The following is a 21,121-nucleotide window of genomic DNA, read 5'->3' as shown; positions in this document are numbered from 1 at the left end:
CAATGGCGTTGAACAATGGCGGACCCAGCCCCTGGGGCAATCCCCGTCCGGGGGGGCCGTGGGGAACGCCACCGCCGAACCCGCCCGGGGGCGGCAATCGCGGCCCCGGGGGCGGGCCGGGCCCGGATCTCGACGAACTCATCCGCCGCGCGCAGGACTGGATGCGCGGCCCGCTCGGCTGGCTGCCGCAGGGCAGCGGCAGCGGGCTCGCCGTCGGCGTGCTGCTGCTCCTCCTCCTCGCCGCCTGGGCGGCTTCCGGCATCTACCGCGTCCAGCCGGACGAACAGGGCGTGGTGCTGCGCTTCGGCGCCTTCACCGGCACCACCCAGCCCGGCCTGAACTACCACCTCCCCTGGCCGATCGAGAGCGTGATGACGCCCCGCGTCACCACGGAGAACCTCGTCTTCATCGGCTACCGCTCCGGCGAGCAGCCGACCGCGCGCGGCCCGGTCGGGCGCGACGTGCTGGAGGAGTCGCTCATGCTGACGGGCGACGAGAACATCATCGACATCGACTTCGTCGTCCGCTGGCGCATCCGCGATGCCGGCGACTTCCTGTTCAACACCCGCAACCCGGAAACCACCATCAAATCGGCGGCCGAGAGCGTGATGCGCGAGGTGATCGGCCGCACGCCGATCCAGCCGGCGCTGACCGAGGCGCGCGGGCTGATCGAGACCCAGGTGGCGCAGGGCACCCAGGCCATCATGGACCAGTACCGGGCGGGCGTCGCCATCACCCAGGTGCAGCTGCAGAAGGTGGATCCGCCGGCGGCCGTCATCGAGGCCTTCCGCGACGTGCAGCGCGCCGCGGCGGACCGCGAGCGGCAGCGCAACGAGGCCGAGGCCTACCGCAACGACATCATCCCTCGCGCCCGCGGCGAGGCGGAGCGCATGCTGCAGGAAGCCCAGGCCTTCCGCGACAGCCAGGAAGCAAGGGCGCGCGGCGAGGCGCAGCGCTTCACCCAGGTGCTCGCGGCCTACAGCCAGGCGCGCGACATCACCATGCGGCGCATCTATCTCGAAACCATGGAGGACATCCTGCGGCGCAATCCGAAGGTCATCGTCGATGACCGGCTGCAGGGGCTGGTGCCCTTCCTGAATCTCGGCGGCGAGGCCGCCCGGGCGCCGCGCCCGGCGCCAGGCGCCGCGGCGCCCACCCTCGGCAACGCGCCGCGCGGCGCGACGGGGGCGGCGCGATGAATCGCCTCATCCTCCTTGTCGTGGTGCTCGGCGTCGTGGTCGTCGGCGCCATGTCCGCCCTCTTCACCGTCCATCAGACCCAGCAGGTGCTGATCACCCGCTTCGGCGAACCGCGCCGGGTGATCTCCGAGCCCGGCCTGAACTGGAAGGTTCCGCTCGTCGATTCGGTGATCGCCTTCGACCGGCGGCTGCTGGATTTCGACGCGCCGGGGCAGGAGGTGATCCTCGGCGACCAGCGGCGGATCGTGGTGGACACCTTCACCCGCTACCGCATCACCAACCCGCTGCGCTTCTACCAGACGGTGGGCGCGACGGAGGGTGGCATCCGCCTGCGGCTCGCCCCCATTGTCTCCTCCACCCTGCGCAATACGCTGGGCAGCGAGACCCTGCTCGCCGTCCTCTCGGCCGACCGCGCCCGGATCATGGGCGAGATCCGCCAACGGGTGGACCAGGAGGCGAAGAACTTCGGCATCGAGGTGACGGATGTGCGCATCCGCCGCGCCGACCTGCCGGAGGAGAACACCCAGGCCATCCTCTCCCGCATGCAGTCGGAGCGCGAGCGGGTGGCGCGGGAGCAGCGGGCGGAGGGCGCCGAGCAGGCCCAGCGCATCCGCGCCGCGGCCGAGCGCGACCGCACCGTGCTGCTGGCCGAGGCGCAGTCCCAGGCCGAGATCCTGCGCGGCCAGGGCGAGCAGATGGCCATCCGCATCTTCGCCGAGGCCTTCCAGCAGGACCCGGAATTCTTCCAGTTCTGGCGCACCATGCAGGCGATGCGGGAAGCCTTCTCGGATGGGGAGTCCCGCATGCTGCTGAGCCCGGACAGCGAGTTCTTCCGCTATTTCCGCAGCCTGCCCCAGGCGGCCGCCCCGGCCTCCCCCCCGGGCCCGGCCGCCGCGCCGGCCCCGGCCGCGGCGCAGCCCTGACCAGGGCGGGCCGCCGGCCCGTCCGCTCACCCTACCGCCGCGGCCGGGGAAGCACCCCGCCGCGAGGAGATGAGGACAAGCTGATGCGCAGTTCCCCACCCGCCCCGGTCCGGCTTGCCCCTGCCCGGCTTGCTTTGGCCCCGCTTGCCCTGGCCACGCTGGTTGCCGCCCTGCCCCTGGGGCCCGCCTTCGCCCAGGCGCCGGCGGCCCCGCCCACCACGCCGCCGGCAGCGGTGCCGCCGGCCGACCCCTCGGCCAATGCCCCGCATGCGGTGCCGATGCGGGATGCCCCCTCCTCCTTCGCCCCGCTCGCCCGGCAGCTGCTGCCGGCGGTGGTGAACATCTCCACCAGCCAGAACGCCGCCCGGCCCGGCCAGCGGCCGGATGCGCCGGACACCCCGCAGGCGCCGCCCGGCAGCCCCTTCGAGGAATTCTTCCGCGACTTCTTCAACCGCAACCGCCCGGGCGGGCCGGGTGGCCCCGGCGCGCCGGAGGCGCCGCAGCGGCGCCAGGCCCGCGCCCTCGGCTCCGGCTTCGTGGTGGATGCGCAGAACGGCATCGTGGTGACGAACAACCATGTCATCGACGGCGCCGACGAGATCAACGTCATCCTGCAGGACAACACCAGCATCCGCGCCGAGCTGCTGGGCACCGACCCGCGCACCGACATCGCCGTGCTGAAGATCCGCACCGACAAGCCGCTGACCGCGGTGCGCTTCGGCGACAGCGACACGGCGCAGGTTGGCGACTGGGTGCTGGCCATCGGCAACCCCTTCGGCCTCGGCGGCACGGTCACGGCGGGCATCGTCTCCGCCCGCGGCCGCAACATCAACCAGGGCCTCTATGACGACTTCATCCAGACGGATGCGGCGATCAACCGGGGCAATTCAGGCGGCCCGCTGTTCAACCTGGACGGCCAGGTGATCGGCATCAACACCGCCATCTACTCGCCGACCGGTGGCTCCATCGGCATCGGCTTCTCGATCCCCTCCAACCTCGCGCGCAACATCGTGGCGCAGCTCCAGGAAGGCGGGCGGGTGCGGCGCGGCTGGCTGGGGGTGAACATCCAGCAGGTGACGGACGAGATCGCCGAGAGCCTCGGCCTCTCCGGCGGCGGCCGCGGCGCGCTGGTGGCGCGGGCGCAGGAGGACGGGCCGGCGGCCAAGAGCGGCATCCGCAACGGCGACGTCATCCTCCGCTTCAACGGGCAGGAGGTGCGGGAGATGCGCAACCTGCCCCGCATCGTGGCCGATACGCCGGTGGACCGGCAGGTGCCGGTGGTGGTCTGGCGCGACGGCAAGGAGGTGACGCTCTCCGTCACCGTGGGCGAGCTGCCGGGCGACCAGCAGCAGGCGGCGGCGAATCCCCAGGCGCCGGCCAGCCGGCCGACCGAATTGTCGGGCCTCGGGCTCCGCGTCGCGCCGATCTCGCCGGAGGTGCGGGACCGCTTCAGCCTGCGCCCGGACCAGCGCGGCGTGGTCATCATGGAGGTGGCGCCGGACAGCCCGGCGGCGGAGCGCGAGCTCAGGCCCGGCGACGTCATCGTCGAGGTGCAGCAGGAGCGGGTGACCACGCCGCAGGAGGTGCAGCAGCGGCTGGAGCAGCTCCGCAAGCAGAACCGGCCGAGCGCGCTGCTGCTGATCGAGACCCAGCAGGGCCAGCGCTTCGTGCCGCTCCGCCTGCGCGGCGGGCAGCGCGGCAGCCCGGGCTGAACTCCCCTACGGGGTTGCCGCGCAACGCCGCCGGGGTCCCGGCGGCGTTTCCGGCCCGAGGGCCTCGCACAGCCAGCCGCGGCAAAGCCGCGACTGGCAGCGGGCGGTCAGGGATCGGCCGCCGGGGCAAGGGGCCGGCGGCTCGGCGCACCAAGCAAATGAAAAAGGGCGCCCGAGGCGCCCTTCACAGCCTGCCGGTGGTGGCGGTCGGCGGCCTCAGTCGCAGTCGCAGCCCTCGGTCGGGCCGTCATCGCCGCGGATGACGTGGTGGTCGATCCATTCGGCGACCAGATGCCGCGCCTCCTGGATGGAGGCCTCCGGGTGGTGCACCCGGTAGATGGTGGTGCAGGCACGAAAGGCGATGAGATCGTCCGAGCCGGCCTCGCGCAGCTCCCGGTAGGCATTGACCACGGCCCGCTCGCAGCGCCGCATCGTGCCACCCGCCCCGGCAATCGACTCTCGCATGACCGAAGCCTGCATGCCTGACACTCTCGCCACCTTGCCAAATTGCGAGTCATTCGCAATGTCGGAGAACTCTACCGAGGTGCGCGGGGGCGGGCAAGCCACAAACATTCCCGCCATGGGAATCGCGCGCCCGCTTCCGGCCCGGTGGCACGGCCTCCTCCCCGCCTCCGCACTGCCCGGGGCGATCACGTCTCAGGGTGAAATGCCCGCCGCAGGGATCCTTGCCCTCCCGGATATCTGCTCTAGGCTGCGCCGGGCCAGCGAAGCGGCACGTCCGAGGCCGCTGCCGGCCCGGGGGAAACGACCATGCCACGCCGCCGCCACCTGTTGCGGGCCATGCCCGCCCTGCTGCCCCTCGCCCGCCCTGCCCTGGCCCAGACCGAGCCGCCCTGGCCCAGCCGGCAGATGCGCATGATCATCCCCTGGCCGCCCGGCCAGTCCACGGATGTCCAGGGCCGGCTCGTCGCCCAGCTCTTCACCGAGAAGCTCGGCCAGATCGTGGTGCCGGAGAACCGGCCGGGGGCCGGCGGGCAGATCGGCACCAACATGGTCGCCAAGGCGCCGCCGGATGGCTACACCCTGCTCGCCGCCTCCATCGGGCCGATCAGCTTCAGCCCGCTGGTCCAGCGCACGCCCTATGACGTGGAGCGGGAGCTGGCACCGGTGGCCAGCTACGGCCTCACCCCCTTCATGCTGCTGGTGAAGCCGGAATTCCCCGCCACCGACCTCGCCGCCTTCCTCCGCCTGCTGCACGACGCCCCAGACAAGTACAGCTATGGCTCCTCCGGCGTCGGCGGGGCGCAGCACCTGGTCACCGCCCTGTTCCTGGCGAAGGCGGGGCTGCAGGCGCTGCACATCCCCTTCCAGGGCAGCGCCCCGGCGGTTGCCGCGCTGCTCGGGGGCAATGTGGATTTCGGCTTCGACACCCCCGCCGCGGCGCTGCGCCTGGTGCGGGAGGGCAAGCTGCGTGCCCTCGGCCTCACCACCGCCACCCCGTCGCGGCTGATGCCGGAGATCCCGCCCCTTGCCGCGGTGGGCGGGCCGCGGGATTACGACATCGGCGGCTGGAACGGGCTGATGGTGCCGGCCGGCACGCCGCAGCCGATCATCGAGCGGCTCTGGACCGAGGTGCGGGACGGGCTGGCAAGGCCGGCGCTGCGCCAGCATTTCGAAACCATCGCGGTCGAGGTCGGGCCGCGCGGGCCAACCGAATTCCTCGACCAGCTCCGCCAGCTCTGGGGGCTGTTCGGCCCGCTGATCAGCCAGCTCGGGATCCGCGCCGAGTGACCCGGATGGGGATGGGCCGCAGATGCCCCTCCCCCCGGCCGTCCGGCCGCTCCGCCAGCAGCATGATGGCGGCGCCGATCTGGAGGCCGCCGAAGGTCAGGCCGCAGAAGAGCCAGAGCAGCAGCAGCGGCCAGGGATGGCCGCCGGCCTGGCGCAGCACCCCGGCGACGCCGCCCGGATCGGCCCGCAGCAGCGCGGCAAGGAACAGGGTGGCGATGCCGAAGCCGATGGCGGCGTGGCAGAGCATGAAGCGGCAGGCAATGCAGGAACGCATGGGCAGGCTCCGGCGCGAGGAGGCGGATCACCCCATAGCCGCCGAGGCGGCGGGCGGTTCCCCGCTCGCCACGCGGTGTTCGAAGGTGACGGCCTTCACCAGCGCCCAGAGCTCGAGGCCCGGACGCAGGCCAAGCCGCGCCACGCTGTCCCGGGTGACGCAGGCCAGCAGATGGCTGGGGCCGATGGCGAGATCCAGGAACACCTCCTGCGGCGCCGGGGCAGGCTGGATGGCGGCGATGCGCGCCTTCAGGACGTTGCGGGTGGAAATGTCCCGCGGCTCCGCCAGCGCCACAGCGATGTCCCGGGCGCGGAGGCGCAGGCGCAGCTTCGTGCCCGGGGGGCCGGGCGGCAGGGTGGTGAGCAGCGCGCCGCCGGGGAAGCTGAGGCGGGTCAGCCCGTCCTGCCCGGTTTCCGCCACCTGGCAGCCGAGCAGCACCCCGGCATCGCGGCGCCGGGCGAGGGGCAGGTCGGTGCGGGCGGTCAGCTCCTCCACCGGGCCGGCGGCCAGTACCCGGCCGCCCTCCAGCAGCACCAGCGCATCGGCGAGCGCGTCCACCTCCTCCAGCGCATGGGTCACGTAGAGGATGGGCAGGCCGGCGACATCGCGCAGCCGGGCGAGGAAGGGCAGCACCTCCTGCCGGCGTTCGGCATCGAGCGCCGCCAGGGGCTCGTCCATCAGCAGCAGGCGGGGGCGGGAGAGCAGGGCACGGCCGAGGGCGACGCGCTGCCGCTCCCCGCCCGAGAGCTGCACGACCCGGCGCCCCATCAGCGGGCCGAGGCCGAGCAGCGCCACCACCTCCTCGAAGCCGGGGCCGGTGGCGTCCTGCGGCGCGCGGCGCTCGCCGTAGCGCAGATTCCTCTCCACCCCGAGATGCGGGAAGAGACGCGCATCCTGGAACACCATGCCGCAGCGCCGCCGCTCGGGCGGGAGGAAGAGGCGGGTGGCGGTATCCAGCAGCAGGGTGCCGTCCAGGGCGATGCGCCCCGCCTGCGGCCGCAGCAAACCCGCGACGGCGGCGAGGATGGTGCTCTTGCCGCAGCCGGAGGGGCCGAACAGCGCCGTCACCCCCTGCGGCGGGGTGGCGAAGGCCGCCTCCAGCGCGAAGCCGGCCGGGCCGAAGCGGTGCCGCAGCGCCACCTCCAGCATCAGGCGCGGCCCAGCCAGCGATGCATGCGGCCGGCGATCAGCTCCGCCAGCACCAAGCCGCAGATGGCCAGGGCGAAGGAGACCAGCGCCAGCCGCGCCGCCGTCGCCTCCCCGCCCGGGGTCTGGGTGGCGGCATAGATGGCCAGCGGCAGGGTCTGGGTCTCGCCCGGGATGTTGGAGGCGAAGGTGATGACGGCGCCGAACTCCCCGAGGCCGGCGGCGAAGGCGGTGACCGCGCCGGCCAGGATGCCGGGCGACATCAGCGGCAGGGTGACGGTGAGGAAGCGGTCAAGCGGGCCGGCGCCGAGGGTGCGCGCCGCCGCCTCCAGCCCCGGATCCACCGCCTCCAGCCCGAGGCGTACGGCCCGGACGATGAGCGGGAAATTCATCACCGCCGTGGCCAGCGAGGCGCCGGCAGTGGAGAAGACCAGCCGGATGCCGAACCACTCCTGCAGCGGCGCGCCGATCGGGCCGCGCACGCCGAAGAGCAGCAGCAGCGCCCAGCCCACCACCACCGGCGGCACCACCAGCGGCAGGTGCAACGCCGCATCCAGCAGCAGGCGGCCAGGGAAGCGGCAGCGCGCCAGCACCCAGGCGGCGGCGATGGCAGGCAGCAGGTTCACCAGCACGGCGCGCGCCGCGACCTCGAGGCTGAGCCGGACGGCCTGCCATTCCTCCGGCGAAAGGCCGATGCTCACCATCCGCCCCGAAGGGCGCGCTGCGATCCCATGCGGTCCGGCCCCGTCGCCATGGCCCGCCGGTCATAATGGCGGGCCAGCGATGCGTCCATCCGTGATGCCCCGGCAGCGCGGCGCGCCAGGCGCCGGACGGGCCGGCATGGCCGCTGCCTGCCACCTCCCGGCGCCTTCCGCCGCCGCCGCGGCCGGGGAATTGCGGCCAGGAGATGCTCCAAGCCGGGCGGGATCGCCTGGCGGTCCGGAAGCCCGGCAGGAGCGGTTCGAGGCCGACATGGCGAGGGCCAGCCGCCCCGCCCCTCCGGCCGCCGCGCCGCGTGGGAATGGGACGCGCCGCCCGCTGCCGCAGCCCTCAAACCCGCGCCTCCCAGAACATCGGGTAGGCTGCGCGCGGCATGTCGCGCAGCCGCTCCCGCACCCCGGCCGGGATGGTGAACTGGCCCCACATCACGGCGGGCACATGCTTCGCTGCCGCCGCCTGGATCGCCTCCGCGATCCGCCGCCGCTCGGCGGGGTCACCGGCTTCGGCGAAGGCGGTCAGCAGCGCCGCCACCTCCCGGTCGCAATCCCAGCCGGGATAATCGGCGCAGGTATTGGCGATGTAGAAATGCGTCAGCGGGGAGAACATGTCCGTGCCGTTGGCATAGACGGCGAAGAGGTGCCAGCCTTCCCGCTTCGCCCGCCGGGCCAGCACCGTGCCCCAGTCCATCACCTGCTCCTCCACCTGGAAGCCGGCCTGCTGCATGGACTGGATCATCACCTCCGTCGCCGTCTGGCTGATGCCGCCGGCGGTGGTCATGAAGACCAGCTTCTCCCCCTTGTACCGGGTGGCGGCGAGCATCCTTTTCGCCTCGGCCGGGTCATAGGCCATCTCGGCGGCGCCGGCGCGGCTGTCGAGCGGCGCGTCGCAGAGGAAGAAGGCGGGGCAGGCCGGTGCCCGGTAGGCGGGCGGCACGCCGATGGCGGTGAGGATGGAGGCCTGGTCGGCGCAGCGCCACAGCACGCGGCGGATGGCGGGGTCGTCCATCGGCGAAGCCGCGTGGTTGATGCGGAAATTGCCCTGGAACATGTGGATGCCGCCGAGCCCGATCACCCGCACCCCGCGGGCGCGCTCCAGCCGCGGCAGCAGGTCGAAGGGCAGGTACTGCATGTAGTCGATCTCGCCGGCCATCAGTGCATTGGCGCCGGTGGTCTGGTCGGTCAGGGTCTTCAGCGCCACCGCCGGCAGGTGCACGCGCTTGCCGCCGGCGAGGAAATTGGCCGGCTCCTCGCGCGGCACATAGGCCTCGAAGCGCTCCAGCACCATGACATTGCCGGGGCGCCACTCCGTGGCGCGGAAGCGGAAGGGGCCGCTGCCGATCGGCTCGCGGATGCGCTGCTCCACCGGGATGCGCGCCAGGCGTTCCGGCAGCATCACCGGCAGGGGCGCGTTGGGCTTGCCCAGCACCTCCAGCACCAGGGGAAAGGGGCGGGTCAGGGTCAGGCGGAAGCTGCGGGCGTCCTGCGCCACGAGCTCCGCCTTCGCCGCCCAGAGCATGCGGCCGAGGCTGTCGCGCGGCGCCCAGCGCTCCAGGCTGGCGACGCAATCCGCGGCGGTGACCTCCCCGCCATCATGCCAGCGGAGCCCAGGGCGGAGACGGAAGCTCCAGGCGAGGCCATCGGCGCTGCGCTCCCAGGCCTCGACCATCTGCGGCCGGATCATTCCCCGGCCGTCCATGCTGAACAGCGTGTCGAAGACATGGGTGGCGAAGGTGCGGGTGATGGCGGCGGTGGTGGCATGCGGGTCGAGGATGACCACCTCGCTTTCCAGCATGACGTTCACCGGCGCCGCCTGCGCCCGGGCCCGGGGGAAGAAGGGGATCGCCAGGCCGGCGCCCAAGGCGGTGCGGCGGGTGATGGACATGCCCTGCATCGAGATGCTCCCAGCAGCTTGGGAGGGCCCGCGCCGCGCCCCCCGCATCCTTGCCCCGCGCGGGGGGCGCCTCGGGAATGCCGCACATGGCCGGCGGGTCCCCTGACCCGCCTGCGCATGCCGGGGGCGATGCCGGGCCAGGCGCTTGTGGCGCCGATGGCCGGAAGCCCCCGGTCCTCCCTCTGGGCGCATTTGAGACCGGCGCCGCAGCAGGGTCCAGCACCACTTTGCACCGCACGCCGCCAGGTCCAGGATGCGCGGGAGGGAGCGGGAGCCAGGCATGCGGCAATGGGCAGAGGCGGCGCAGCAGGCGGTGCCGCCATTGGAGGGCGAGCTGCGTCTCGCCGGACTCACCGCACCCGTCGCCGTGCTGCGGGACGGCTTCGGCGTCCCGCACATCCGGGCGGCGAACATGGCGGATGCCTTCTTCGCCCAGGGCTTCACCCATGCCCAGGATCGGCTCTTCCAGATGGAGCTGAACCGGCGGCGCGCCCTGGGACGTTCCGCCGAATGGCTGGGCCCTGTGGCCTTCGCCGCGGATGCGCTGGCGCGGCGCCTCGGCATGGCGGCGGCCTGCCGGCGCGACACCGAGGCGCTGGGCGGGGAGGCGCGCGCCATGCTCGCCGCCTATGTCGCGGGGGTGAACGCCTTCCTCGCCTCCGGCGCGCCGCTGCCGGTGGAATACGCGCTGCTGGGCGCGACGCCGGAGCCCTGGGAGGATTGGCACTGCCTTGCCGTCATGCGTCGGCTCGGGCTGCTGATGGGTTCGGTCTGGTTCAAGCTGTGGCGTGCCGCCGCCCTGCCGATCGCGGGCGAGGCGGTGACGCTGCTGCGCTACGATGATGGTGGCGGCGATCTGCTCATCACCCCGGCGGGGGTGGAAGCCGAGCGCTGGCGTGCCAGCCTTGCCGAGCTTGCCCCGGCCGCCGCCGCGCTGCTGGAGGCGGCGGCGCCGGACGCGACGGGCGGCGGCAGCAACAACTGGGTGGTGGCGGGGCATCTCTCCTCGACCGGCCGGCCGGTGCTGGCGGGCGACCCGCACCGGGTCTTCGAGGTGCCGGGGATGTATGCCCAGGGGCAGCTCGCCTGCCCGGAAATCGATGCCATCGGCCTGGCCGTCCCCGGCGTGCCGGGCTTCCCGCATTTCGCTCAGAACGGCAGGGTCGCCTGGTGCGTCACCCACACCTTCGCCGACATCCACGACCTCTATCTGGAGCGCTTCGACGCGGAGGCCCGCCACGCCCTGTTCCAGGGTGCATGGGAGCCCGTATGGCGGCGGGAGGAGATGGTGGCGGTCCGCGGCGACGCGCCGCGCCCCGTCGAGATCCTCGAAACCCGCCATGGCCCGGTCATCTGCGGCGATCCGGCAAAGGGCACGGCGCTGGCGCTGAAGAGCGTGCAATTCGCCGAGACCGACCTCTCCTTCGACTGCCTGCCCCGCATGCTGCGCGCCGGCAGCGTGGCGCAGCTCTACGAAGCGACGCGCGGCTGGGGGCTGATCGACCACAATCTGCTGGCGGCGGATACCGGGGGCCATACCGGCTGGCTGCTGCGCGCCCGCCTGCCCCGACGCGGGCGGGAGAATGGCTGGCTGCCGGTGCCGGGCTGGACCGGCGCGCATGAATGGCAGGGCTGGATCGCGCATGAGGACATGCCGCGCCTCATCGATCCGGCGCCGGGCCTGCTCGCCACCGCCAACAACCGGCCGGTGGCGGATGACCATCCGGACTATATCTGCACGGATTGCCACCCGCCCTACCGCGCCAAGCGCATCCTCGCCCTGCTGGCGGCGCCGGCGCTGCGCAGCCCGGAGGGCGCGGCGCGCATCCATGCCGATACGCTGAGCCAGCCGGCGGCGGAGCTGCGCGATCGCCTCCGCACCCTTGCCGGCCTCTCCCCGGCCGCCGAGGCGCTGCGGGCCCGGCTGCTGGCCTGGAATGCGCGGATGGAGGCGGGCTCCGCCGAGGCCACCGCCTATATCGCCCTGCGCCTCGCGCTGGTCCGCCGCTTCGGCGCGACCAGCGGCCTCGCTGCGCTGGCGGGGACGGAGTGGCTCTCCCCGGCGCCGGGCGTCGCCCCCCTCACCCAGCTCTGGTGGGCCACGCCAGCGCTGCTGCGCGCCGATGATGCCGGCCTGCTGCGCGGCGCCACATGGAACACCCTGCTGGCCGAGGCGCTGGAGGAGGTGGCCGCCGCGCCACCCACCACCCCATGGGGCGAGATGCACCAGCCGCGCTTCACCCACCCGCTCTCGGCGCTGTTCCCGGAGGCCGCGCCAGTGCTCGACCCGCCCTCCCTGCCGATCGGCGGGGATGGCGACACGGTGCTGGCCAATGGCGTCGTCGCCCCCGCCGGGCCATCCGCCGCCTATGGCGCACTGGCGCGCTACGTCTTCGATGTCGGCGCCTTCCAGAACAGCCGCTGGTGCGTCTTCCTCGGGGCCTCCGGGCATCCCGGCAGCCCGCACTACGCCGACCAGAACCCCATCTGGTCGCGCTGCGAGATGGTGCCGATGCAGGCGGAATGGCCGGCGCTGGAGGCCTTGGCCCGCCGCCAGACCCTGCTGCCCGGATGAGCGCCATGCGCCAGGCACTGCACCGGCTGGAGGTGGCGACGCGGGGCCGCGGCCTCGTCGACATCACCGCGCCCCTCTGCCGCTGGGTGGTGGCGCAGGGCATCGGCACCGGGCTGCTGACGCTGTGGTGCCGCCACACCTCCGCCTCCCTGCTGGTGCAGGAGAATGCCTCGCCGGAGGTGCAGGTGGATCTGGAGGCCTTCCTGGCGCGGCTGGTGCCGGATGGCGGGGCGGAGCGCTACCGCCACGCCGATGAGGGGCCGGACGACATGCCGGCGCATATCCGCAGCATGCTGACCCAGACGCAGCTCTCCATTCCGGTGGAGCAGGGCCGGCCGGTCCTCGGCACCTGGCAGGCGATCTATCTCTATGAACACCGGACGCGCCCGCACCGGCGGGAGCTGGTGCTGCACCTGCTGGGCGAGGCGGGCTGAGGCACCTGCGGCGGCACTGGCAAGCCGGGGGAAGCGGAGACCGTGCCGGGGCGCATAGCCCGCCAATCGGTGCCTCCGACCTGATGGATCGGGCCGTGATCCATCAGGTCAGCGATAAGCGGCCCCGGAACTTGTATTTTCCAGACAGGGGACTCCGATCAGATGATTCGACTGGTCGAAGATTGTTCTAGAGCAGATCGCCCTAGGGCGGCATCGCCCGAAGGCGTGAATCTGCTCCGCAAACAAAAGCGTAGAGCGTCTTCGGTGAACGCATGTGAACCGAAAACGCTCTAGTCGGTAAGGGATTTCAGGAAGGCGCGGGCACGTGCCGTTCCGGCCCCCCAGGTATAGTTCTCCTTGACGTTGGAGATGACCTTCGACACGACCTGCCCGCTGCTCTCGACCTCCGATGAGAGATCGAGCGGCATCAGGGTCGGCAGCCAGCAGGGCAGAAGCCGCTCGGCCGGGGTGCCGTATATCGGAAACTGCTTGGCGCCGCCAAGTTCCTCAAGCCTGGCGCAGAGCTGGTGAAAGCAGACCGTCGGCCTGTCGTAGTTATTGGGGTCCCAGCGATAGGTATCCCCGCCGACGATCTTCACCCGCACCGCGCCCGTCTGCCAGTCGCCCTGGGTTGCGAAATAATTGATGAAGAAACTACCCAGCGCGCCCCACCACTTCACCGTGGAATAGTTTCTCTGCTTGATATTCAGCTGGCCCCTGAAGTCGAGGAAGGCGATGTTCCCCCGCCTGCGATGCGACGGATCCGATCCGAACAGCAAGGCGCGCCTGGTGATCTCCCCCTCGACGCGTAGCCTTGCAGCGGAATCCTCCTTCAGCAGGTCTTCCGTCGAGATTGTGAAGACGTTCCCGCTGCCGCCCAGATACTGATCGAAGAAGGTCAAGGGGAGGCTGGTGCCAGTCCCGAAGCAGATCTCCATGAATCTGCGGCACACCTTCTTCAGCTTCGGAACATGGCCAGGCTTCAGCTGAGCGTAGTCCGCCGGCAACCCCTCATCCGCAAGCATGTCCTCAAGAACGATCCTGATCGTTTCCTGGCCCATGGACAGCTTCGGGGGAGTTGTCGTCGGTGCCAAGCTTCCCCTCCCCGCATGAACCACGATCGGCACCTCGCCGGACGCGGCGTCGCAAGCCTAGAACAATCTGCGAGCGGATGGAATTATCCCATGGCGCGCATTCCACTGCGAATTCCAATCTGTTGAGCGGCTTATCGCGGGCTGGCGAACATGAATTGAGCACCAGGCCGTTTGCGGACCTGATGGTCATGGCTGCCCGTACCGTGCGCTGGCGCGGCCCTAAGCGCCGCAAGGGGCGGCTGGATGGCAAGCAGGAACAGCAGCAGGGCCAAGCGCTGCGCCACCCACCTCTGCCCAGCCTTGCCGCCGCCTGTACATCCGCGCCAGCCCCCCGCCTCAGCTCACCGGGGCCGGCGCCGCGCGCTTCGCGCGGCCTCTGGGCCCGGCGGGGACCGGGCGGCCTGCCTCCAGCTCCTCCAGGATCGGGCAATCCGGCTGGGCGTCGCCATGGCAATGGCCTGCCAGGGCGCGCAGCCGGTCCCGCATTGCGGTCAGCTCGGCGATCCGGTCCTCGAGCTCCGCCACATGCTCCAGCGCGATGCGCTTCACCTCGGCGCTCGGCCGGTCCCGGTCATGCCAGAGCCCAATCAGCAGGCGGATGCGCTCGATGGACAGGCCGAGGTCGCGGGCCCGGCGGATGAAGCTCAGGGTCTGGACATCGGCCTCGGTATAGAGGCGGTAGCCGGACGGGCTGCGGCTCGCCCGGGGCATCAGCCCGATCTCCTCGTAATAGCGCAGCATCTTGGCCGAGATGCCGGATGCCGCCGCCGCCTGCCCGATATTCATCTGCACCTCCTGCCGGAGGCCGGAGCCTCCATGCTCCGGGAGGAAGAGGGTTGCCATGCCGGGAAGGTCAAGGTGGGAGAGCGGCGCGGCGGCCCCGCCGCTTGCCGCGCCCCCCCGCCGGCTTGCCGAGGCGGACCGACCCGCTCCCCATCCTGGATGGCCAGCCACAGCCGCCTCGGAGGCGCCGGGCACCGGCGACCCTGCCGGCAGGCGACCGGCGGCTGCCATCCCGGCCGGCACGGCGGAGCCCGCAGCGTTGCCTGCCTGCCCCGGGGATCAGGCGGCATAATCCGGCAGCAGCATCCCTGGCGCGGGCGCCTGGAAGCGCACGCCCCCACCCGGCGCGGGGCGCGGGTGGCGGTCACGGCATCCCGGGCGGTGGCGGGGGCGTCGCCTCCTGCGCCGGGGCGGCCATGTGCAGCGCCAGCAGCAGGGTGGCGAAGGCGGCAGCCGGAGCAAGCCTCAGGGAGATGCGGGGATCGGGCCGTCCTGCGGGAAAGCTTGGCTGGCGCGTGGCGGAGACTGGCTGGCTTGGCACTGGGTGGGCGGGATTACTTGGTGAGGATGAGCTTTCCGGCGGCGGTCAGGCGCAGGCGGTAGAGCTCCTCGCCATGGCGGATCCCGACTTCGCGGGCGCCGCGGAGCAGATCCGTGCTGGCGAGGATATGCGGCGGCCGCGGGGCGGGCGGCGGGCGCGGGGCCGGTTCGGGCTTGCTGGTCTCGGTCATGTGGTGCCTCCGGGGAGCGACTCCTCGATGGCGAGAGCCTAATGTAATTGCGAGTCATTCGCAATAACTCGCAGTGCCGGGCGGTACGAAAAGCGCGCCGGGCGCCGCCTGCGGGTGGCAGGAGCGAGGGCTGGTGGGATGGCGCGCGGGCGGGCCGGCCGGCGGCCAGTCGGCCGCCCGCTCCCGTGATGATGACCGGCAGGCACCGGCGCCAGGCCAAGCCAGCGAATAATCTGGGGCGCGCCGGGTGCGCCAGATGCCCGGCAGGCTCGCGGCGATGCAATGCGTGGCGAAGATGGCCAGCGAAGGCTTGGCGCCTCCCGCGGAGGCGACGACGCAGCTCCCCCTTCCCCGCGTGGCGGCGATGGCAGGCAGGTCATCTCCTGCCTTCGCCGGCGATGCAGCGCCGGGCCTGCCGGACCGGATGCCGGCCAGCGGCATCCTACCACCTAGGCGTGCCTCAACGCCCGCTCGTGGCGCTCCTCACCGGCCGCCGTCGAAGACGCGGCGGAGCGCCTCCGGGCATTTCCGCCCCGGATCAGACGAAGGCTTCCCGCTGCGGCACGCCGAGCAGATGGCGCCCCACGGTTTCCAGATGCCAGGGCGTGCCCTGCAGGTGCTGGGAGACCGCCATGGCGTCGCGGAAGCGGCGCTCGAAGGGGTTGGACTCCAGCACGGAGGTGGTGCCGCCGGCGCGGTAGCAGGCGACGGAGATGTCGGTCGCCTCCCGCATCGCCGTGGTGGTGGCCAGCCGCACCGCCATACGCATCCGCATGCTCAGCGTGCCGCTGCCCTCCGCTTCCGCCCAGGCCTCCTGCAGCGTGCCGAAGAGATACATGCGATGGGCACGGAGCTTGGCCTCGAGCTGGGCGACCTCCGACTGGATGCTGTGGTTCTCCGCCATGGGCTGGGCGCCGGCGCGGGCCTGCTTGCCGCGGGCGAGCGCCACGTATTCGTTCAGCAGGGCGCGGGCGACGCCGAGCGCGGTGGCGGAGAAGCCGGCCGCATAGCAGAGATGCGAGGTGAAGAGGGTGACCGGCGTGGTGATGCGCCGCTCCGCCAACCGGTCGCGGAAGCAGGCATGGGCGTCCGGTACGAAGAGGTCCGTCACCTCATAGGCATCGCTGCCGGTGCCGCGCAGGCCGATGGCGGCCCAGCCCCCGAGGATGCGGGCCTGCTCCTTCGGAAAGATCACCGTCACGTCTTCCGGCCGGCCATCCGGGCCGGGGCGGAGCGTCCCATCCTCCAGCACCACCGGCACATGCGCGCCGAGCAGCGCGGAATGGCGGCTGCCGGAGCCGAATTCCCAGGCGCCGGTCACGCGGTAGCCGCCCGGCACCGGCACCGCCTTCGCCTTGCCATGCCGCGCACCCCAGGCCAGCGCCGCGCGGCTATGGCCGAAGAGGCGCTGCGCCACTTCCGGCGCCAGGTAGGTGGCGCTGCTGAGGACGGAGACATTGCTCTGGTTCACGCACCAGGCGGTGCTGGCATCGCCGATCGCCACCGCCTCCACCACCTGGGCATAGACATCGAGCGGCAGGGCGTCGCCGCCGAGCTCCGGCGGCAGCAGCAGGCGGTGCAGCCCGGCCGCGTGCAGCGCCTCCGTCACCGCGGGGGTGAGCTGCATGGCACGGTCGATGGCGGGGCCCTCGGCGGCGAGCAGGGGCTGCAAGGCGCGGGCGCGGGCCACCGGATCCGGCGCGGAAATGGCATCCCCAGGCTGTGGGGCGATGCGCCCGATTTCGGCGGCGGCCATGGGAACCTCCCTGATTTGGTTCGTCGTCATCCTAGCACGCGTCCGGATGGGGTGGAAGTCGGTCGATCGACCAAATCAAGGCGGCCGGGGCCGCACGAGTGCAGCTTCCGCCGGCGCAGACGGGGTCCCTCCCCGCCCGCAGGCTACCAGCCTGGCCGCGCCGCCGGGAAGCCGGTGCTTTCCCGGGGCCTTCAAGGAGGGGGTGGTCCGGCATGGCGTCAGCCCCCTCCCTGCCGGCCGGGGCGAGCGGCCGGTTTGCCCCGGGCGCGCCGCGGGCCTACCCTCCCGGCATCCTTTGCAGCCCGGGAAGGAAAGTCGCCGCATCATGGATGCCCTGCCCCAGAGTACCGGCCTCGGCCTCGCGCGCTCGGAAGGCGCGCTGGCCGGGCTGCGCGTCATCGACCTCACCCGCGTGCTCGGCGGGCCCTACTGCACCATGGTGCTCTCTGACCACGGGGCCGAGGTGATCAAGCTGGAGCCGCCGCAGGGCGACGAGGTGCGCGACTGGGGCCCGCCCTTCGATGCGGATGGCACGGCCAGCTACTTCCTGAACATCAACCGGAACAAGAAGTCGGTCGGCCTCGACCTCTCGAAGCCCGAGGGGAAGCAGGTGCTGCTGCGGCTGCTGGAAGGCGCCGATGTGCTGATCGAGAATTTCAAGCCGGGCAGCATGGAGAAATGGGGCCTCGGCTACCATGAGGTGCTGAGCAAGAAATTCCCCCGCCTCGTGCATTGCCGCGTCTCCGGCTTCGGCGGCACCGGGCCGCTCGGCGGCTTCCCGGGCTATGACGCCGTGCTGCAGGCGATGACCGGGCTGATGAGCATCAACGGCACGGAGACCAGCGGGCCGACCCGGCTCGGCACCCCGATCGTCGACATCGCCACCGGCCTGTTCTCCACCATCGCCATCCTGATGGCGCTGCAGGAGCGGGAGCGCAGCGGCCAGGGCCAGTATTGCGACATGACGCTGCATGATTGCGGCATGGCGCTGCTGCACCCGCATGCGCCGAACTACTTCCTGAACGGCAAGCGGCCGAAGGCGACGGGCAACCCGCACCCGAACCTGGTGCCCTATTCGAAGTTCCGCACCAAGACCTGCGAGATCTTCGTCGCCGCCGGCAACGACCCGGCCTTCCGCAAATTCTGCGACTTCCTCGGCATCCCCGAGGTGGCGAAGGATGAACGCTTCGCCACCAATGGCGGTCGTGTGGTGAACCGGGAAGCGCTGACCGAAGTTCTGGAGGCACGCTTCGCCACGGAGGACGGCCACGACCTCTGCCGCCGCATGCTGGCCGCCGGCCTGCCCGCCGGGCCGGTGCTGCATGTCGATGAGGCGATGCAGGCCGACCACACGGCGCACCGCGAGATGGTGACGGAGCTCGGCAGCTATCGCGGCCTCGGCACGCCGATCAAGCTGAGCCGGACGCCCGGCGGCACCCGCGGCGTGCCGCCGCGCTTCGCCGAGCATACCGACGAGGTGCTGGCGCGGAACGGCTTCTCGGCCGAGGAGCTGAAGGCGCTGAAGGCCAGCGGCGTGCTGGTGGAGCAGCGGAAGAAGTGAAGTAGTGGACGCCGGAGCCCCGGGGCCCCTTGCCCCTGGGCGCCGGTGCCGCCCGGCGGGGCCAGGGCCTGGCCCGGGCCTCGGTCTGCATTCCGGTCCTCAGGGTTCGAGTTGCGGACTCGGACTGAAGGCCAGGGCGGGCGGCCAGGGCGCGGGTACTCTCTTCCGACGCTTGAAGCTCGGCTCGAACACGCCGCGTCGTTCTGGCCGCGCCATGCGGGCTTGCTGCCATGGCGCATCTCGCCGGCCGAAGATGCACCTCTACTCGCCGGGACCGGACAGCCAGAGCAGATCGCCGTAGGGCGGCATCGCCCGAAGGCGTGAATCTGCTCTGCGAACAAAGGCGTAGAGCGTTGTCGGTGAACGCATGTAAACCGAAAACGCTCTAGGCCGCCCGGATCGCCGCCAGGAAATCATCCATCCGGTGCCGCAGCCGCGCCGCCTCGGCCGCAAGCTGCGAGGACGCCGCCCGCACCTCGCCCGCCGTGCTGCCGGTCTGCTCCGCATCCGCCCGCAGCCCGCCGGCATTCTCCGCCGCCTCCGCCACGCCGCCCGCGGCCTCGGCCACGGAGCGGCCGATCTCCTGCGTCGCCGTCGCCTGCTGGGAGGCGGTTTCCGCCACCGCCGCCGTCGCCTCGTTCAGCCGATGGACGATGCCGGCGATGCGGCCGATGACCTCGACGGTACGGGCCGTCTCGCTCTGGATATCGGCGATCTGCCGGCCGATCTCCTCCGTGGCTTTCGCGGTCTGCCCGGCCAGGGTCTTCACCTCGCTCGCTACCACCGCGAAGCCCTTCCCCGCCTCGCCGGCCCTTGCCGCCTCGATCGTCGCGTTCAGCGCCAGCAGATTGGTCTGGCCGGCGATATCCCCGATCAGCTTCACCACATCGCCGATACGCTGCGCCGCCTCGGCGAGGCCGCGCACGGTGATGTCCGTCGCCTCGGTGGCGCTGCGGGCCTCCCGTGCCGCGCCGGCGCTCGCCTCCACATGCCGGACCACCTCGGCGATGCTGGCGGAAAGCTCCTCCGCCGCTGCGGCCACGCCGCGCACGTTGTCGCTGGCCGAGGTGGCGGCGCCCGCCACCGCAGCGGCACGCTGGCTGCCGCGCTCTGCGGTCTGTGCCATGCCGCTTGCGGCGGCGTCCAGCTCCCCGGCCGCGTCGGCCACCTTGCGCAGCACGCTGACCGTCTCCGCCTCGAATTCCCGCAGCAGCGTCTCCACCCGGCCAGCGCGGGCCAGTTGGGCGGCGCGGCGCTCCGCCTCCTGCGCCGCCAGCGCCACCCGCTCCTGCGAGGCGGTGCGGAGCTGCTCGATCGCCTGGGCCATCTCGCCCAGCTCGTCCCGCCTGCCATGGCCGGGGACGCTGAGATCCAGCGTCCCGCCGGCGATCCGCGTCACCGTCGCGGTCAGCGCGCCGAGCGGCCGCACCACTTGGCGCAGCAGGATGAGCAGGATCCCGGCGCCGATGCCGGCCAGGGCGCAGATGAGCGCCAGCAGCGCGCCGAACTGTCGGTGCTCCCCACCCAGTTTCGCCTGGGCCCGGCGCAGCGCCGCTTCCAGCGCCACGTCGCGCAGCTTCAGCACCTCCGCCAGCGCGGGTACGCCCCATTGGCGGAACTGAGTAAGGGTCTCCGGCCAGTCCGGGCCGTTCGGCACCAGCCGGGCGGACGCCGCCTCCACCACCCGGCGCCAGCGCGGCTCCGCCGTCTCGCCGTAGTTGCGGCGCTGGGTCGCCAGCCTCTCCCGCAGCAAGGCATCAGGCTGCGCGGCGGCGAGGCGCTGGACCTCCTGCCAGCTCTGCTCGGCGCGCCCGGTCAGGGCCTGGGCGGCCTGCACCCCGGCCGCGGTCACCGGCTGGCCGCCGAGCCAGCCGGAGAGCATCAGGCTGCGGCGGCCGAGGCTCTCGCGCAACGCGGTGCCATGGCCGGCGATCTCGACCAGCGGGATCAGGTCCGGCGCCGCGGCGACGAGGCGGCGGGAGACGGCATCCTGCAGCGGGGCCAGGCCATCCGCCACCTGGCTGCGCGCCGCGCCGATATCCGCCGCCAGCCGGGCATCGCGCTGCGCCCGCGGCAGGGCGGCGCCCTGCTCCAGCCGCTGCAGCAGCGCGGCGTTGACGCGGCGGGACTCCTCGATGGCCGCGGTCGGGAAGCCGGCCGCGGCGGCGGCTTCCGCCGCCTGGCGCAGCAGCCGGTCCGCCTCCGCACCGGTGCGCCGGGCCGCGTCCAGCTCGGGCGAACTGCCCTGCGCCTCCGCCTGCGCCGCGGCGTTCAGCTGGCCGGTCTGGACGGCGAAGGCGGTCTGGCCCTGGAGCAGCACCGCCAGGGTCCGCGCGGCCAGGATGGCCTCCTGCGTCCGGCTGGCGGCCTGCCAGGCGGCGACGGCCTGCCAGGCCGCCAGGCCGAGCCCCGGCAGCAGCGCGGCAAGAAACCCCAAGAAGAAGACCGTCCTGATGCGCATCGCGAACCTCATGGCACGGTCGCAATCCTGACGGTCCGGGCTTGCGATTCGGCTAACACGGCATGGTCCGACGGCGGAACGGGCCGGGCGGCAGGCGCCGGGCCCGGCCC

At 72.4% G+C, this 21,121-nt stretch carries 17 protein-coding genes and 1 pseudogene; 7 read left to right on the top strand and 11 right to left on the bottom strand.

Features of this window, described 5'->3' with window-relative positions; all coding sequences use genetic code 11:
• Positions 1-161 precede the first annotated feature (161 nt).
• The 3 genes from hflK (at position 162) to NJ376_RS11880 (ending at position 3,834) form a co-directional block, all read left to right on the top strand.
• Positions 162-1,199 (top strand): FtsH protease activity modulator HflK, encoded by a 1,038-nt coding sequence (gene hflK / locus NJ376_RS11890; RefSeq protein WP_252953480.1) that lies wholly within the window; start codon positions 162-164, stop codon positions 1,197-1,199.
• Positions 1,196-2,122 (top strand): protease modulator HflC, encoded by a 927-nt coding sequence (gene hflC / locus NJ376_RS11885; protein ID WP_252953479.1) that lies wholly within the window; start codon positions 1,196-1,198, stop codon positions 2,120-2,122. The genes hflK and hflC overlap by 4 nt, the downstream gene beginning before the upstream one ends.
• A gap of 83 nt (positions 2,123-2,205) precedes the next feature.
• Positions 2,206-3,834, top strand: a complete 1,629-nt coding sequence (locus NJ376_RS11880; protein ID WP_252953478.1) for a DegQ family serine endoprotease — start codon at positions 2,206-2,208, stop codon at positions 3,832-3,834.
• A gap of 216 nt (positions 3,835-4,050) precedes the next feature.
• Here NJ376_RS11880 and NJ376_RS11875 read toward each other — a convergent pair whose 3' ends face one another.
• Positions 4,051-4,299, bottom strand: a complete 249-nt coding sequence (locus tag NJ376_RS11875) for a hypothetical protein (RefSeq protein WP_252953477.1) — start codon at positions 4,297-4,299, stop codon at positions 4,051-4,053.
• A 306-nt stretch (positions 4,300-4,605) separates the two neighbouring features.
• On the opposite strand from NJ376_RS11875, the gene NJ376_RS11870 reads away from it, so the two are divergent.
• Positions 4,606-5,586: a Bug family tripartite tricarboxylate transporter substrate binding protein gene (locus NJ376_RS11870; protein WP_252953476.1), complete on the top strand. Its 981-nt coding sequence runs from the start codon at positions 4,606-4,608 to the stop codon at positions 5,584-5,586.
• Here the strand turns inward: NJ376_RS11870 and NJ376_RS11865 are convergent.
• The 4 genes from NJ376_RS11865 to NJ376_RS11850 all read right to left on the bottom strand — a co-directional run bounded on the left by NJ376_RS11865 (position 5,558) and on the right by NJ376_RS11850 (position 9,616).
• The gene (locus NJ376_RS11865) at positions 5,558-5,860 is read right to left on the bottom strand and encodes a hypothetical protein (RefSeq protein WP_252953475.1); all 303 of its coding nucleotides are present in this window, start codon (positions 5,858-5,860) and stop codon (positions 5,558-5,560) included. The two genes, NJ376_RS11870 and NJ376_RS11865, sit on opposite strands and share 29 nt — an antisense overlap.
• A gap of 27 nt (positions 5,861-5,887) precedes the next feature.
• Positions 5,888-7,009: a molybdenum ABC transporter ATP-binding protein gene (gene modC / locus NJ376_RS11860; protein ID WP_252953474.1), complete on the bottom strand. Its 1,122-nt coding sequence runs from the start codon at positions 7,007-7,009 to the stop codon at positions 5,888-5,890.
• Positions 7,009-7,707, bottom strand: coding sequence for a molybdate ABC transporter permease subunit (modB, locus tag NJ376_RS11855; protein WP_456309273.1), 699 nt, complete (start codon positions 7,705-7,707; stop codon positions 7,009-7,011). The genes modC and modB overlap by 1 nt, the downstream gene beginning before the upstream one ends.
• 349 nt (positions 7,708-8,056) lie before the next feature.
• A complete protein-coding gene (locus NJ376_RS11850) occupies positions 8,057-9,616 on the bottom strand; it encodes an ABC transporter substrate-binding protein (protein ID WP_252953472.1) in 1,560 nt (519 codons plus the stop codon).
• Positions 9,617-9,896: 280 nt separating this feature from the next.
• Between NJ376_RS11850 and NJ376_RS11845 the strand changes: the two genes are divergently transcribed.
• Together NJ376_RS11845 and NJ376_RS11840 are read left to right on the top strand one after the other, a co-directional pair.
• On the top strand, positions 9,897-12,191 hold the full coding sequence (locus NJ376_RS11845) for a penicillin acylase family protein (RefSeq protein WP_252953471.1): 2,295 nt from the start codon (positions 9,897-9,899) through the stop codon (positions 12,189-12,191).
• Between the two features lie 5 nt (positions 12,192-12,196).
• Positions 12,197-12,625 (top strand): secondary thiamine-phosphate synthase enzyme YjbQ, encoded by a 429-nt coding sequence (locus NJ376_RS11840; protein ID WP_252953470.1) that lies wholly within the window; start codon positions 12,197-12,199, stop codon positions 12,623-12,625.
• Between the two features lie 290 nt (positions 12,626-12,915).
• Here NJ376_RS11840 and NJ376_RS11835 read toward each other — a convergent pair whose 3' ends face one another.
• From NJ376_RS11835 to NJ376_RS11820, 4 genes are all read right to left on the bottom strand, one after another.
• Positions 12,916-13,686 carry a hypothetical protein gene (locus NJ376_RS11835; protein WP_252953469.1) on the bottom strand — a complete coding sequence of 257 codons (771 nt, stop codon included), beginning with the start codon at positions 13,684-13,686 and terminating at the stop codon, positions 12,916-12,918.
• A gap of 369 nt (positions 13,687-14,055) precedes the next feature.
• A complete protein-coding gene (gene cueR, locus NJ376_RS11830) occupies positions 14,056-14,505 on the bottom strand; it encodes a Cu(I)-responsive transcriptional regulator (protein ID WP_252953468.1) in 450 nt (149 codons plus the stop codon).
• Positions 14,506-15,056: 551 nt separating this feature from the next.
• Positions 15,057-15,233, bottom strand: a complete 177-nt coding sequence (gene hemP / locus NJ376_RS11825; RefSeq protein ID WP_252953467.1) for a hemin uptake protein HemP — start codon at positions 15,231-15,233, stop codon at positions 15,057-15,059.
• Between the two features lie 538 nt (positions 15,234-15,771).
• Positions 15,772-16,989 (bottom strand): acyl-CoA dehydrogenase family protein, encoded by a 1,218-nt coding sequence (locus NJ376_RS11820; RefSeq protein WP_252953466.1) that lies wholly within the window; start codon positions 16,987-16,989, stop codon positions 15,772-15,774.
• 325 nt (positions 16,990-17,314) lie between these two features.
• Here NJ376_RS11820 and NJ376_RS11815 point away from each other — a divergent pair, with 325 nt between their 5' ends.
• Complete coding sequence (locus NJ376_RS11815) at positions 17,315-18,550, top strand: CaiB/BaiF CoA transferase family protein (protein WP_252953465.1); 1,236 nt, start codon at positions 17,315-17,317, stop codon at positions 18,548-18,550.
• 126 nt (positions 18,551-18,676) lie between these two features.
• On the opposite strand, the pseudogene NJ376_RS11810 reads toward NJ376_RS11815, so the two are convergent.
• Positions 18,677-18,782: pseudogene (locus tag NJ376_RS11810) on the bottom strand (IS481 family transposase); the annotation flags it as partial.
• Between the two features lie 153 nt (positions 18,783-18,935).
• Positions 18,936-21,023: a methyl-accepting chemotaxis protein gene (locus NJ376_RS11805; protein ID WP_305879977.1), complete on the bottom strand. Its 2,088-nt coding sequence runs from the start codon at positions 21,021-21,023 to the stop codon at positions 18,936-18,938.
• Positions 21,024-21,121 lie beyond the last annotated feature (98 nt).

Origin of the sequence: Siccirubricoccus soli (assembly GCF_024178315.1) — a bacterium.
In the GTDB taxonomy this organism is placed as follows: domain Bacteria; phylum Pseudomonadota; class Alphaproteobacteria; order Acetobacterales; family Acetobacteraceae; genus Siccirubricoccus; species Siccirubricoccus soli.
Note: the sequence above shows the minus strand (reverse complement) of the source record. Positions and strands in the feature narration are given on the sequence as shown.